The 14,061-nt window shown below is 55.8% G+C and carries 10 protein-coding genes; all 10 read right to left on the reverse strand.

Annotated elements, in window-relative coordinates:
* Window positions 1–101: 101 nt before the first annotated feature.
* Window positions 102–1,430 carry a DUF1501 domain-containing protein gene (locus Mal52_RS15800; RefSeq protein ID WP_145377153.1) on the reverse strand — a complete coding sequence of 443 codons (1,329 nt, stop codon included), beginning with the start codon at window positions 1,428–1,430 and terminating at the stop codon, window positions 102–104.
* A gap of 24 nt (window positions 1,431–1,454) precedes the next feature.
* Window positions 1,455–3,683, reverse strand: a complete 2,229-nt coding sequence (locus Mal52_RS15805; RefSeq protein ID WP_145377154.1) for a DUF1549 domain-containing protein — start codon at window positions 3,681–3,683, stop codon at window positions 1,455–1,457.
* Between the two features lie 46 nt (window positions 3,684–3,729).
* On the reverse strand, window positions 3,730–6,210 hold the full coding sequence (locus Mal52_RS15810) for a hypothetical protein (RefSeq protein WP_145377155.1): 2,481 nt from the start codon (window positions 6,208–6,210) through the stop codon (window positions 3,730–3,732).
* Between the two features lie 268 nt (window positions 6,211–6,478).
* Window positions 6,479–7,213 carry a hypothetical protein gene (locus Mal52_RS15815; RefSeq protein ID WP_145377156.1) on the reverse strand — a complete coding sequence of 245 codons (735 nt, stop codon included), beginning with the start codon at window positions 7,211–7,213 and terminating at the stop codon, window positions 6,479–6,481.
* Window positions 7,214–7,260: 47 nt separating this feature from the next.
* On the reverse strand, window positions 7,261–8,214 hold the full coding sequence (locus Mal52_RS15820; RefSeq protein WP_145377157.1) for a type II secretion system F family protein: 954 nt from the start codon (window positions 8,212–8,214) through the stop codon (window positions 7,261–7,263).
* 78 nt (window positions 8,215–8,292) lie between these two features.
* On the reverse strand, window positions 8,293–9,159 hold the full coding sequence (locus Mal52_RS15825) for a type II secretion system F family protein (RefSeq protein WP_145377158.1): 867 nt from the start codon (window positions 9,157–9,159) through the stop codon (window positions 8,293–8,295).
* Between the two features lie 123 nt (window positions 9,160–9,282).
* The gene (locus Mal52_RS15830; RefSeq protein ID WP_145377159.1) at window positions 9,283–11,169 is read right to left on the reverse strand and encodes a TadA family conjugal transfer-associated ATPase; all 1,887 of its coding nucleotides are present in this window, start codon (window positions 11,167–11,169) and stop codon (window positions 9,283–9,285) included.
* A gap of 175 nt (window positions 11,170–11,344) precedes the next feature.
* On the reverse strand, window positions 11,345–12,010 hold the full coding sequence (locus tag Mal52_RS15835) for a hypothetical protein (protein WP_145377160.1): 666 nt from the start codon (window positions 12,008–12,010) through the stop codon (window positions 11,345–11,347).
* A 30-nt stretch (window positions 12,011–12,040) separates the two neighbouring features.
* The gene (locus Mal52_RS15840; RefSeq protein WP_145377161.1) at window positions 12,041–12,916 is read right to left on the reverse strand and encodes a hypothetical protein; all 876 of its coding nucleotides are present in this window, start codon (window positions 12,914–12,916) and stop codon (window positions 12,041–12,043) included.
* Between the two features lie 312 nt (window positions 12,917–13,228).
* Window positions 13,229–14,029 carry a FlxA-like family protein gene (locus Mal52_RS15845; protein ID WP_145377162.1) on the reverse strand — a complete coding sequence of 267 codons (801 nt, stop codon included), beginning with the start codon at window positions 14,027–14,029 and terminating at the stop codon, window positions 13,229–13,231.
* Window positions 14,030–14,061: the final 32 nt, after the last annotated feature.

Here is a 14,061-nt window from a genome sequence, read left to right on the forward strand (position 1 = left end):
ACGAATTCTCCCAAGATTTACATAAATGGGACGCTTCGCCCAGGAATTCTTTGGGCAAGCGTAGAGCGAATCAAGCCCCGACAATCCAACCGTTCGCCCCGTCACAGCAATTCATGAATCGGTTTGCCCGTGCCAACAATACTCACCGGGCGGCCGGCGGCGTCTTCGAAATGGGTGCCGAGCGGAATCCCCATGGTTTTATAAATCGTCGCCAGCACATCCAGCGGAATCACCTGCCGCTCCCGCACGCCACCGCCATGCTTTTCACTCGCGCCAACGACCTGTCCCCCCTGCAAACCGCCGCCGCCCAATAAAACGGTAAAACAGTTGGACCAATGGTCGCGGCCCGCATGCCCGTTCATCAACGGCGTTCGCCCGAATTCACCCGCACAATAAATCAGCACATCGTCCAGCATCCCTCGTTCATCAAGGTCCTCGACCAGCGTGCCGAGTGCACGATCCAGGGGAGGGAGATGTTCTTCGAGCCCCGGCTCGATATTGTCGTGATGATCCCAATAGCCAGTATTGATCGTCACACAACGGCTGCCCGCTTCGACCAACCGCCGTGCGAGCAACGCGCTTTGGCCGTATTGATGCCGGCCATAACGTTCCCGCAACTCCGGCGATTCGGAAGCCAGATCAAACGCTTGGCGGACGCGATCTCCGGAAACCATATCCAGTGCCTGAGCTTTGAATGTATCGAGTCCCTCCAGCACTCCGGAACCGTCAATGTCGCGCCGCAATGTATCGAATGTTGATAACAGTTTTTTCCGCGATTCAATACTTTTCAATTCCAAACCATCGGGCAAAGCGAGATTCGGAACCTTGAAGTCCTTCGCATTGGGATTGGCACCGACCTCGAACGGGTTATACGCTTTGCCGAGATAGACGGCTCCCTGATAGCCAAACGCCTCCGATTTCGGCACGGTGACATAAGTCGGCAGTTGCGGTGTCCGCGCAGGGCAGGTGCGGGCAATCACTGAACCAAACGAGGGATGTTGCGCCGCATTTCGCGCAAGCGTCGGCCCAAAATAACCGGTTTGCATCCAATGCGCGGACGGAGCATGAATTCCGTTCTCATGATGCACCGACCGGATTAAAGAGAGTCGGTCCATCACCTTGGCGTGCTGCGGGAATCGTTCGCAGACCGAAATCCCCTGTGCGGAGGTCGCAATCGGCTCGTACATCCCCCGATACTCCGCCGGCGCATCGGGCTTCATATCATACGTATCTTGCTGACTCATCCCGCCATGCGTCCAGAAGACGATCAATGATTTTGCATTGGACGATTCTCCTTGATCAGCCGCGCGCCCTTGCGCACGAAACAGATCCGTCAGCCCCAACCCCAAAAGCGGCGCGCCAATTTGCAGAAATGTACGGCGGGGAATTCCGTCGCAGCATCGATAGGATGAACCGGAGACTTTCAGCATTGCATCAATCTCATCTTTGAGACGTTAATGATTGAACATAAACTCGCCCGTCGCCAACAGCGACCACAACAGCGTTCGATATGCTTCCCCGCGATCCTCGGTAGCCTCCAGAAAATCCACCGCGGCAACCAACTCTTCGCCGCGCGGTGGGCGGGCAAAGGTGCGGAGAAATATCTCTTGGACGTTCTCGCGATGAGATGCGTCGCTCGCAGCCAACTGGGCGGCATAGCCGGTTTCGGCCGTCAGCTTTCGTTGGATCTCGGCTGAATTGACAATTTCCAAGGCTTGTGCCAGTGCCGGTTCGTCGGAACGCTCGCATTCACACGCCGAGGTCCGCCCCGGGCGGCCGAAGACGTCCAAGAAATTCAGCGGCACGTTTTCGTCCGGTAAATCGATAGCTCGTGTTCCGAGCGGAAACTTGCCGGGCGTTCCCACAAAAACCGTCGGCACGTCGAGCACCTGACTCATCCCATCCAGTAAGACTTCCGCAGTTAAGCGTTTGGGATAAAACCGCGCAAAGTTTTGTTTGTCCCCGCGATTCCCCGGCAACGGCGTCGAACTATGCCGGTACGCGCGGGATGCTGTGATCGTGCGGATTAACTGCTTGACGTCGTATCCGCTTTCAACAAACCCGGTCGCCAAAGCCTCAAGGAGTTCGGGATTGCTGGGAGGATTCGTACTGCGGGCATCGTCGATCGGATGAATAATCCCTCGCCCCATAAAATGCCCCCACATCCGGTTGACCATCGTGCGGGCAAAAAACGGGTTGTTCGCCGAAGTCATCCAGGCTGTGAAGCCTCGCCGAGGATCGTCGAATCGAGAATTCGCAAACACCGGTCCCCCCAAAGCGCGGGGCGCGATCACCGCATTCGTCCGCGGATGCCGCACCGTTCCTTCACGTTTCACGAAAATAATTTCGTTGGTGGGAACTTCCGAGTCGGCAAAACCTTGCTTGCGACCGATCCGGGCAAACACGGCCGCCAATCCGTAATAGTCCGTTTGGCTCCACCGCTCAGCGGGATGATGATGGCATTGCGCACATTGGATGCGGACCCCCAGAAATGCTTGTGCGATCGATTCGACATATTCTTGCGGCGTACGGATCGAGCGGTACCAAATCGTGGGAGGATTCTGCTGTTGGCTGCCGGTCGCTGTGAGAATTTCCGCCACAAACCGGTCATACGGCTTGTTCTCAGCGATCGAGTCACGTATCCAGGCCGAGAACAGTGCCGTCCCCGCGCGTTGCTTACTCGTGGCATATCCGCCCCCGCGGTTTTTCAAGATCGCGGCCCATTTCTGCGCAAAATACCCGGCGTACTCCGGACGCTCCAACAACCGGTCGATTAGCAGCGCCTGTTTGTTCGGCCGTTCGTCGGCGAGATAGGCTTGGACTTCCGCAGTCGTGGGCAGCGTGCCACAAATATCCACAGTCGCACGGCGAATCAACTCCGCGTCGGTCGCCGGTGGGGATGGCTCGATCCCCAATCGTTCCCATTGCCGCCAGAGTTGCTCATCAATCGTCGACAATTCTCCAGCGGGACGGCTTGGCGCAGTGCCGCCGATCGATGCACGATCATACGGAATCGTCCCTTCGAAGGCGGCAATTTTGTCGCCGAAGCGGACCATCACCGCAAACAGCCCGCCGCCCGATTGCGTCGCAATCAGTCCATTCGCGTCAACATCAGCAATTTCCGCTTCGTTGGATTCAAAAACCGCCCGGCGGGTCACGTCGCGCTGAGTACCATCCGAGAAATGCGCCGTGACCGTCAATTGTTGCTGCGTCTCTGCTGCTAACACTTTGCGGTCGGGCGAAATCGTCAATTTTTCCAGCACGGGACTATCAGAGCGCGATCCAATCCCGCCCGATGCAATCCAGCGATAGAGCACGCGGTACTCGTCAGACTCCGCCGCCAGTCGCCGCCCACCGCCATGAGGAATCTGTCCGGTCGCTTTGCGCAACAACAGACTTCGCTCCGGTGCCGCCGGCAGTATGCGCCGACTTCTCCCCTCCTGCACCAAGGCTGCATGATCACTTTCGGGATGAAATCCGAAAAGCGAAATCTTCAACCCTCCCTGCCCCGTCGATTTCCCATGACAACCGCCGCTATTGCAACTTAATTTTGTCAGCAGCGGAATCACGTCATTCCGAAAATCGGGCGCCGCCACTTCAGCGGCATCCAAAGCAGACGCGAGCCATGCGACCGCAATCAGCGACACGGACAAACGTCGATAGTTTGAAAAAACAATCCTCATGGTCCCGCCGTAATCTTTCAGGTGGTTCCCATTTGACTCGACAACGTTACTCCACGACTTCCAAATTCAAAAAGCAGCTCCCGTGATAGATCGGTTGATCTTCCACCGTGCCGATGCCGTACAACCGCAAGAAGGGTTGTTGGCCCAATTCCGCATCGTCGTTGGCGATGATTTGTATCGTACCCGAATCGGTCTGCCCCACAAACGTCACCCCCCGCCCGCGAATCCCGGCGACCTTGACCGGTGCAGCCAGTTCCGTATGAATTTTGCTAATAAACCCATTGACCCGGCGGGCCGTATAATTAATTTTAATGACTTCACCACGACGAATTGTATTCGGGGCGTAGGGATCAATTTCAACAACAAATGCCGGGCGATGCACTTCAAAGGAAACCGCATTGCTGATCACGGCGACCGATTTGGGTTTGCCCTCGTTTTGAGGATCAGGCACAGTCGTTTCCGCACGGATGGCGAGCGAGTAATGGCCCAACTCCAGTGTCGGTGGAAGGTAGAAGCTGATGTATCCTTTATTTCGCCCCGGCGGAATGGTGGCTGTCTGGTTTCCGATCATTGGCGGCAGTCCGGTGCCGATGAGTTTCACTTCCGCCTGATGATCCGCTCCCGCCCGTTCGACATGCACTGCCACATCCACGATCCCACCAGAAGCATGCCGGACTTTCAATTCCCCATACAATTCATGCAACCGTGGTTCGTGAGCTTCAGCGATAATCCGTAAGGGTGACGGCATACCAGAAACCGCCACCGGATGATCGGCCGTAAGCCGCCCCCATCCGTTGGGTCGTCCGTTGCGCACCATCGTCCCCGATTGGACAGAACGCGCTTCGACCGATGGAGCATCCGCCACCAAATCGAGTGACGCAATCCCCGGCGCAGCACCCCGCATTGCTGTGATCACCAACGGTGCGGAATCAACTCCAGGCCCCAACCAAATCGGCGGGCATTCCAAACCGGGCGGAAGATTGCGGGCCGACACGCGAATCGGACCGCTCATACCGCGCTGGCGAAAAGCCAACACATCAAGCAGCGTCCGTCCCCCCGGTTGGACATTCAATGACTCCGGTCGTTCCGCGCGAGGAATAACGACGACATGAAATCCCGGTTCCTGGCGGCGGATGGTCAGCGCGTAAACTCGACGCGGATCGGCATCCAAACCGCCGATCAGATTTCGTACCAGAATCAAATATCGCCCATCAGCCGGAACCACCCACGAGCCTGCCGGATCCAGGTGCCCGGATGGAAATCGAACGTCGCCAAGATTTCGCACGTCATCGCTGAATCGCGCGAACTCCGTTTCGCCATCGGCGGAGAGAATACTCAAATCCAGATCGACCGGTGAACCGAGACGTTCCCCAAAACCTTCAAACCAAAGCACCTCACCCCGCCGCGCCTCAAACGCGAAAACGTCGCGTTCGTCCCCCGCTAACAATTGTCCGCTGATCGCACACGGAATCGGTACTGACGGGTGTGAAGCGTTCCCAACTTGCCCGTCGCTTTCCTGAACGACCGGCATATCGGTCACAGCCAGCATTACGGGAACATGGCTGTCGGCAAGATGATAGGCAATCGGATCGAGCGTCGCTTGCGACGGCCGCAGTCGCAACGACCGTGCCGATGTTTCCGTATCACCGGGGATATTCACTTCCACATCACGACGATCCCAGTCGCCGCGCGTCTCTGCAACGAAACTCACCTGCGAACCGTCACCAGCCACACCCTCGCGGGAAATAGGGGGATTCAAATTCCAACCATACAGCGCAACGGTGGTCGGTTGGTCCCGTTCCACAATTGCCGGCACAGCAAACGCGACGCGCGGATGGTTGCCGATCTCCAAACGATAGACAGCATCCTCGCTCCCCGTATAGACGAGGTCGAACACCCGTACAATATAATCGCCATCCTCGGGAACGACAAAATCAATCAGCGGATCGATACCGAAGTAACCCCGATTGACGCGCAAACGTCGCCCCCGACTGTCATATACTTCCAAGACAGCCCGCAGTGGAGAATCAATGCGTTCCGCCCAGCATTCAATCACAATCCGCTCACCCCGTTGGGCGGTGAACCGAAAATGATCCTGATCGCCCGCTGCGCCTATGCGACCATTCACCGTTTGGACCGCAGCAATTTTTTGCGGCGACGCCAGGGTGTCATTTGGCTCTGCTTCATTGAGTTCGGCATACGTGCCGCAGCAGAACGTCCTTGGCGAACTGAGGCCGTTTAGCCCCACCGTGCGAAGGTCGTATTGCCCTGGCAGTACGCTGTCGGGAATGGTGACCCGAAATTTGTTCCCGGCAACCTGCTCAAAGCCGATACCGGGGTGGCTGCACTGCAGGGTTGTCAGGCCGTCTAAACCGGTTCCCGCCACATCGACCTCAAAGTGCGTCCCCACTTGACCGCCAGCGGGAAAAACATGATTCAGCACAACTGCCGGCCCGTCCGCTTGCGCCGCTGTCCCGCCCGATGCCCAGAGAATCAGCCCCATCGCGCAAACGATGAACGATTTCACTCTGGGATATCGGAAAGTTGACAAATCACGAAATCCAAAGAAACGGCCTGGGAAGGTGACGAGTCCAATCGATTACGGTTTTCACTTGTGCGTTCAGAATGGCCGTAATTTACGCCACTCTTCCAAACGACACAGAACAAACACATCAACGGCAATCGATATATTAGAGTAACTGGTGGCAGCAAAATTGTCACCCCGGAAACTCCAATTCTCTTCAACAAGCCATTCAGACCAGCGCGTCTCCGCATTCAGCAACACGTGCAGGTTCCTACTGCACGCGAGGCAATCGCTCGGTAATGAAACTCAGCATTCGCTCATCCACATCCGACAACCCGCCGTTCGCAGACTGCTTTTTCGTCCACAGCAGGTCTTTGGCCTCACCATATTTCTCCCGAGCTGATGCAAAATCCTTCCGCAGTTCGGCAATGCGCGCCCGTTGGACACCATCCAAAACGCGCCGTGCCGTCGGATCGTTCTCTCCATGTTCCCACGTGTAATCTTCAACGACCTCTTCAAATTGGACGGTCGTGCTCTTTGCGGAACTCTGTTTGGCTCCGAAGGTCAACAGAAACAGAATTCCGACCGCACATGCCCCCAGGATGATCAGCGACGTCGTATTTTTGTTACCTTTTTTTTCAGTCGGTTCGTCCGTCGATTGCTCATCATCGTCGTCGTACCGTTCCGTCGATGGAGCTTGCTTCAGTGCCTCTTCAGCCGACTGCAGCATCAGCGCCGCCTCTCCGCCGATCTCCAATTCCTGCCCCAGGTCCCAGGGATTCGATGCCCCTTCGGGGACTATCTGCCCGGCGATGCGGATTGGTGCTGTGCACCGATTGAAGACATAATACCGGCCGCCGCGATGTTGAACCGTCAACGCATGCGGCGCGATTCCTGGGAGCGGCAACTCGCAACCCGCATCGCTGCCGACTCGAATCACATCGTCATTGACCCAAAATTCGGTGAGGGCGGCATCTGATGTTTTTGCAAATATTTTGGCGGTCATCTGAAGACTCCGGTAGTTAAATTCTGTTTGTGTACAGGATTAATTTATTAGAAAGGCGAATTTTCAATGGCATCAATCACGAAGGGAGCGACCACAATCAACAGGCAAGCCAACATGACAACCAGCCCCGGAAAGGTAATCATGGTTTGCGCTTTACCGGCTGCGACTTCGGCCCACTGTGATCGCTTCAGTCGAATTTGATCGGCCATCGTCAAAAAGATCTTGCTGAGCGGCGTCCCCAGTTCTTCAGCTTTCACAACAGCGAAGACCAATTCGTCAACATCCCCATCGCCTAACCGATTTTGAAACTCCTCAAGTGAGGCCCGCATCGACTGCCCCCGTGCCAGGCTACGGAGCACACCGGCGAATTCCTCTCCGACCGGGTGGCCATCGCTCTCATTGACCACGGTTCGCAAACTCTCACGAAACCCGCCGCCGGCTTGCATCATCAAGGCCAACAAGTCGACGGAAAAAGGCAGGCGTTGTTTGAACCGCGCCATCCGCATCGTGGCGGTGCCCGACAATTTTTGGACACCGATACGCAGATAGCAAAAGGCTGCAAAGACGGCGATGAAGCCTGTGACGAACATTCCGGCAAAATTGCTCACCAGGAACCACGCACCGACTCCCACGCCGACGGACTCCAGCGCCCGAACAGCCAAATATTCCTCAGCCGTCCACGGAACCGTTGTCCCCCGCAATCGCAACGCGTTCTCAACCCGCGCCGTCCCTCCCAGCCAGCCCAACAGGGACGAGCCTTTGATTTCTTCAACGAGCGGTTCCAACCAACGATACGTGCGGCTGGCCGTACGGAGTTGAATGCGACGATTTTCCTCGAACTCCCACGACTCAGCTGCCATGCGGTACGGGCGATAAATCAACGCAAATATCTGGTAGGCCAACCACGCAACCGCAACTCCGCACAACACACCGCCCAAAACGAGCGACGTATTCGGCGGCACCGCAGCCGGTTCCGTTGTACTCAAGAAAGCAGTGACCATCAGTTCCACTCCGAAGTTTAAAACAGTTGTCTTTTTCGTTATCAAGTATCAGCCGCCACTGGAAAGTGCTCCGCGGCACTAGACATCGCATCGCATAATACGATTGGCCCAGGCGACACCCAGATAGACCAGTATGGCCACCACACACACCACCAATTGCCCCGCCAATGTACCGAACAACAACGCTCCGGCATGGGGATCAACAAAGTAGAAGAAACCGATAAAAAACAGTGGGAACACAGCGAGGATTTGTACGATCTGTCGTCCACTGGCCGTGTCGGCTTCCAACTTGCGTTCGATACGTTGATTTTCCTGCAAACTGACACTGATGCGGTTCAAGGCTTCGCCAACATTTCCACCGCGGTCCAACGAGACTTCGATGGCTAGGGCGAACAATGTAAACGCGTCGATGTCGAGACGTTGGCGAACTTCCTCAATGGCATCCCGCAGCGGGCGGCCGCGGTGGTATTCAAATTCAATCCTCCGTAACTCCGAAACCAGCGGCTCGGGAACTTCTTCACAAATCGACGTTAATCCCTGCGGCAGCGACAATCCCGCTTTGACTGCGTTGGCCAGCCCCATGGTGGCCGACACCATTTGGTCTCGAATGAGTGTGCGGCGGCGTTCGACAAGGTAGTGCAAGATGTATCGCGGCGCGACGTAAACCATCACGCCGGTCATCAAGGCCACGGGAAACATCCCGCACACAGCCCACAAGAAAAACACCGACCCGATCATAGTCGCCCCCCACAACCGCAACCCAAGCCGCAGTCGGCTGGTTTTCAAACCGAGACGCTGAAACATCTCCGTTTGTTGCGACCATTGCGCCCCGGCAATGCTATCCCAAACCGCTCCCGCCCGGGCAACGCCCCAGGCCACAGCGGCGAACAGCGAGGCCGATCCGAGCACCAGCGTCATATCAGTTGTGGTCATTGTGGCAAACATCGTGAGTTCCAAGTTCCTACAGTGCGGGGTTAGCGGTACGTTAAAAAAATATTCAAGAGTCGGGTGCCACTGCTGGCTTGTCCAGCAGTGTTTTTTACCGGACACACGGATTTCAATGTGTGATTAGCGGTAAAAGCCATCGAGTTCGATCAAATCCCCATCAATCAGTTCGTCCATAAAACTCGGCAGTCTCCCGGTCGGCATCAACTCCAACGTCTTCCCCATTTTTTCGAGAGCAAAAATATCCTTCGTTCGCACGCCGCCGTGCACTTCGTCGATGCCGTCGATTTCCGTAACTTGCGAAATGCGGCGACGTCCATCCTTCGCTCGATTCAGTTGGACCACCAAGTCGATTGCCGAAGAAATCTGGCGATGAATCGAATCCACCGGCAATGCGACCGCTGATTGCACCATGATTTCTAATCGAAGCACTACGTCGGCAGAATTATTGGCGTGAATCGTCGTCAACGAACCATCGTGGCCCGTGTTCATCGCCTGCAACATGTCCAACGCTTCTGCCCCTCGGCATTCCCCGACGACAATCCGCTCGGGTCGCATCCGTAACGAGTTTTTCACCAAATCGTGAATCGAATATGCCCCGGTTCCCTCGGTGTTGGCCTTCTTTGTTTCCAACCGCACAACATGTTCTTTGTTGAGTTGTAATTCGGCCGTATCTTCGATCGTGACAATCCGTTCTTTGTCCGGAATGAAGTCGCTGAGGCAATTCAGCAAGGTGGTTTTTCCCGTGCCCGTTCCGCCGGAGATTAAAATATTCTTGCGTGCAATAACGGCCGCCCGCAGGAACGCCGCTACCGTGTCGCTCATCGCCCCCATGGCGATCAAGTCGTCGATCATCAGCCGTGATGCGGGGAATTTGCGAATCGTCAGACAGGGTCCACTGACTGCCAGTGGCGGAATCACCGCGTTCACACGGCTGCCGTCCAGCAAACGGGCGTCGACCAGGGGTTGCGACTTATCGATCCGTCGCCCCACTTTCCCCACGATCCGCTCGATAATTGTCAGCGTGACTTCATCCGAGATAAAACGCCGTCCCGAATTTTCCACAACGCCGTTTTTTTCGACGTAAATCTGATCCCGGCTGACCACCATAATTTCGCTGACCGTCGGTGTCCGCAACAAATCTTCCAAGGGTCCGTAGCCGAAGACAATGTCTTTGATTTGCTTCTTCAAGTGCCGCAGTGCCGTATAAAGTCGGAACTCCTCAAATACGTCTCCGCTCAGGCCATCCCAGGCAGTCCAAAACTTTGTCTCCACCAAGGCCATTTGCTCACTGATGTCGGACACCGCTTCCAGTTCTAGATTGCGAAACATGCGATCGATCACTTGGTCCAACTCGCGTTCCCGGTCCGGAACGGCGGAAACCAAACGTGCCCAGTCGTGCGACTCACACAGCGGATTGGCCGCATCTTCTTTTTTGCACTGATCAATCAAACGCTCAATGAGTAGATTGCGGACCGCTTGTCCGGCAATGTGCGTGACCAGCTCCACCTTGTCGGGAGCGGTGATTCCGTTCAGCCGCGCGATTTCATCAATGTTTCGCTCTAGCGACATCAGGTATTCGTCGCTGTTATTCCGCGGGTCATCGGCATCACCCAAATCCATGTGCGACAGCAATTGGACATGCATGTCGCGGATCAATTCCGACGTCTGAACATCGCCGGCACGATGCCGCTCTTCCGGAGTGCTGACTTTGTTTTTTTCCGGCTCCAACGTGAGCGTGAACGGAAACAGTTTGATCTTTTCCGAACCGTCGAGTGCGATCCGGTCCCCTTGCCATAACGGCGAATCGTTGACTTCGCAGCCATTCAACCCCAAGGCAATCAGTTCCCACCGGTCGCCCCGCCGCGATAGCACAGCAGCTTCCTCAGCGACGTAGGGGCTTTTCAAGACAATATCATTCCCGACACCGCGTCCAATGCGGACACGATTTCCGACCACGTCGGTAATGAATCGTTCGGATTCCAGTGCGTTGTTGTACCAAATTTTCATAATGACTGCGGCTTACTATTACAAGTCGTTTTAAAACCCTCTGATGCGTCTCACTGACTATGATCCGCAAGTTTTCAGAACTAGCTCAACCGGGTTTTAAAAACTGGTTTTAGGGAAGAAATTCGTCGTTCTGTCAGCTGTGATGTCCGTTGTGTCAAATTGTCGCCGGTCCTATTCAGCCGTCCAAAAACACACCTAACACACGTTCGACGGAATGCGTTTCCATGGCTTGCGACAGCCGCTCCATCCGCTCGTCGTCCCATTTGACGGCAACTTTGATGTATCCATTCGACCGAGCCGCATCTTCTTCACCAGAAACGTCGAACCCGCCGACTTCCAAGACGCGGAACGGGCCGATCTTCTGATCAGTCGTCGCATTCGCCACATAATTGGTGCGAGCGTCGCCTCGCAATTTGGTCGTGTCGGTTCCCACACGAAAACTGACTTGCTGCCCCGCGCGGATGTCTTTCGGCACAGCCTGCAGATCACGAAAGGCGACGTGAAACTCCAATTCGCCCGGTTCCGCTGAAAGCTTCAACGTGGGAGCCGTGGCATCCCGCCAAAACACGATATCCCCCGCCTGCAAGTTGCGTGGCACCGGACGTTGATAAAGCACTGCCCGTTCTTTCCAAGGCACGAATGTCTTTGATAAGTCCGACCGTTCGCCTTGCAAGGAGACCTTGGTGAGGTTGTCGCCCGAAAAGCTTTCGCCCGCTTTCAAGTCCTCGCTCACGCGCACAAAATACTGCGGCTGGATCCGAGCACTCACCGTCTTGTAGTTCAAAAATGCTGCGACCAAGCCTAAGCCGATCGGCAATGCGAGTTTTGTTAAATGATTCATAAAACACCTTGTGAGTTAGAAAAGTCAGATTCAGCGAATCACTTGAGGACTGCGAACGAACAGCACATAGTCCGAGGGGGTACCCGGAGCGGCCAAGACATGGACCTGCACAATCTCCGAGCCGCGCGTCAACTGAAAGGAATTGGGATCGGTCTTCGCGACGGGCAACGCGTTCACCTTCCAACCGGCGTGTTGCCAAGCCAGGGACGCTTGCTCCAGTCCGCCGTGCAGTTGCACAATTTCGCATTGCAAAGTGCCATCCGCATTGCGACGGGCCGCGACTCGCTGTGAACCGTTCGGCAAAGTCGTCAGGAACTCTTGGTGGTCCACCGTCAATGCTTGCGGCACACATCCCCGGAGCATGACGACCATCCAGTGGCCGTCCCCACGCGGGACCGCCACATTTCCCCCCAGAAAGTGGTCGGTCCCGCCCCCGTTACGAAAGTACATGCGAACGCGTACAGAGGGTTCGTCCATGCCGTACACGTGAACGTCCTGGTCGGTTGCCAGCTCAGCCATGCGCGACTTGAATTGATTGATCATCACCGACAAGTCGTTGGCGACGGAAAACGGGATCTCGTTAGCAGCCGGAGCTTGGGATAAAATCGCATCGACGCGGCTTTCATCTGTTTGCAATAACTCGATGCTGACCGGCATTCCGGTGACTTCCCACCGCCCGCGGAGCATCTCAATCGTCACCGCCGGCATTTGTGGGAACGCATCGTTCTCAACGACCTGAGGAGCTTGGGCTGCTTCGCTGGAAAACAAGGTCTTCAGCGCGCCGCCCGTTGTAATCCCCGCCCAGATCAGCAGGACGATAATCAGAATCCGTCCCGCCCGGGTCGCGATTTTTGCCGCCCCGCTTTTCTCTTCTGTGGGGCGAGTTTTTTCGGAAAGGCTCGACATGTTTCCCGCCAATTTGTGATGAGGAAAACCGCGAGGCGAACCCGACGTTCGCCCCTGCGGCTACCTAGTTGATCACAAACTCGCGTAAAAACCGGACATCTGCAGCACAGATTCTTTCAGGAAATTGCCGCAGACACCTTTCGCGACGCCTCCAACAAAACCAACTTCCCTAACTGCTTTATTTATATACAGTTAAGACACAGCCTAAATCATGGCCCTGTCACCGCATCCAGGCGATCTGAATGCGAGGGGACCGGGCTGCGTGTGGCAGGGTCCCATGCCGTCAATGCAACTCGATCCCCACCGCCAAGCTCAGATTGGTAGCTGGTTGCCAAAGTTGTCCAGTTCACCCATCGCGTCCTGAATTTCGCTGATCTGATTATACAGTTCTTGAATTTGCTGCTGCAGTGCCTGGATCTGTCCCCAATCCGGCGGATCGGCGTCTTTCAATTCTTCGATTTGCTCTTTGAGGTCCTCGATTTTTTCATTTAGCTCTGCAATCTTCTTCACCGCATCCGCTTTCCCCTGGGTGAGTGCATCCACAACATCACTGCCATCGAGCAGTGAACCGACGTTGGCAATCAGATCAGCGCTCAACAGGTCGGCGAAACCGGACATATCGGGCATCGAAATATCTCCCAGATCCAGCGAAGTGAAAAGGTTCGACGGAACCAACCGCCCCCGATCAGTGCTCGGCACGCGCCGGTGATCCCATGCTCCTCCCAACACAAAATGATTGGCGTCGGTCGTCAGATTTTGGGACTCGTACCCCGGATGCGCCACGGCCACGGAGCGACTGTCGTTGCCTTCCAACAGACCGGCGTTAGTCGCATACCCCGGCCCCAGCGCCAGGATCACACCCAAAGCCCCCGTGCCGGCCACATTACTATTGGTTTGAGAGTAGGTTGGTGAGTCTTGCCATTCATTGTTCCGTTCCCGCCACGCATTATGCCGCGCGGTGACGGCACTTTGCGACTTCGTCAGCCCCGCGCTAGCCAGCGTGAAGATCACCGCCAACGCCCCCACTAAAAAGGGAAGGCACAGGACCAATTCAATCGGAGCCGCCCCACGACGGCGCGATGTGGCGAGTTTTTGTTTACGGTTGTTTTTCATTGTGATCACCCGCGCAATTTATGTTTGCCTTG

This window comes from Symmachiella dynata (assembly GCF_007747995.1).
GTDB lineage: Bacteria > Planctomycetota > Planctomycetia > Planctomycetales > Planctomycetaceae > Symmachiella > Symmachiella dynata.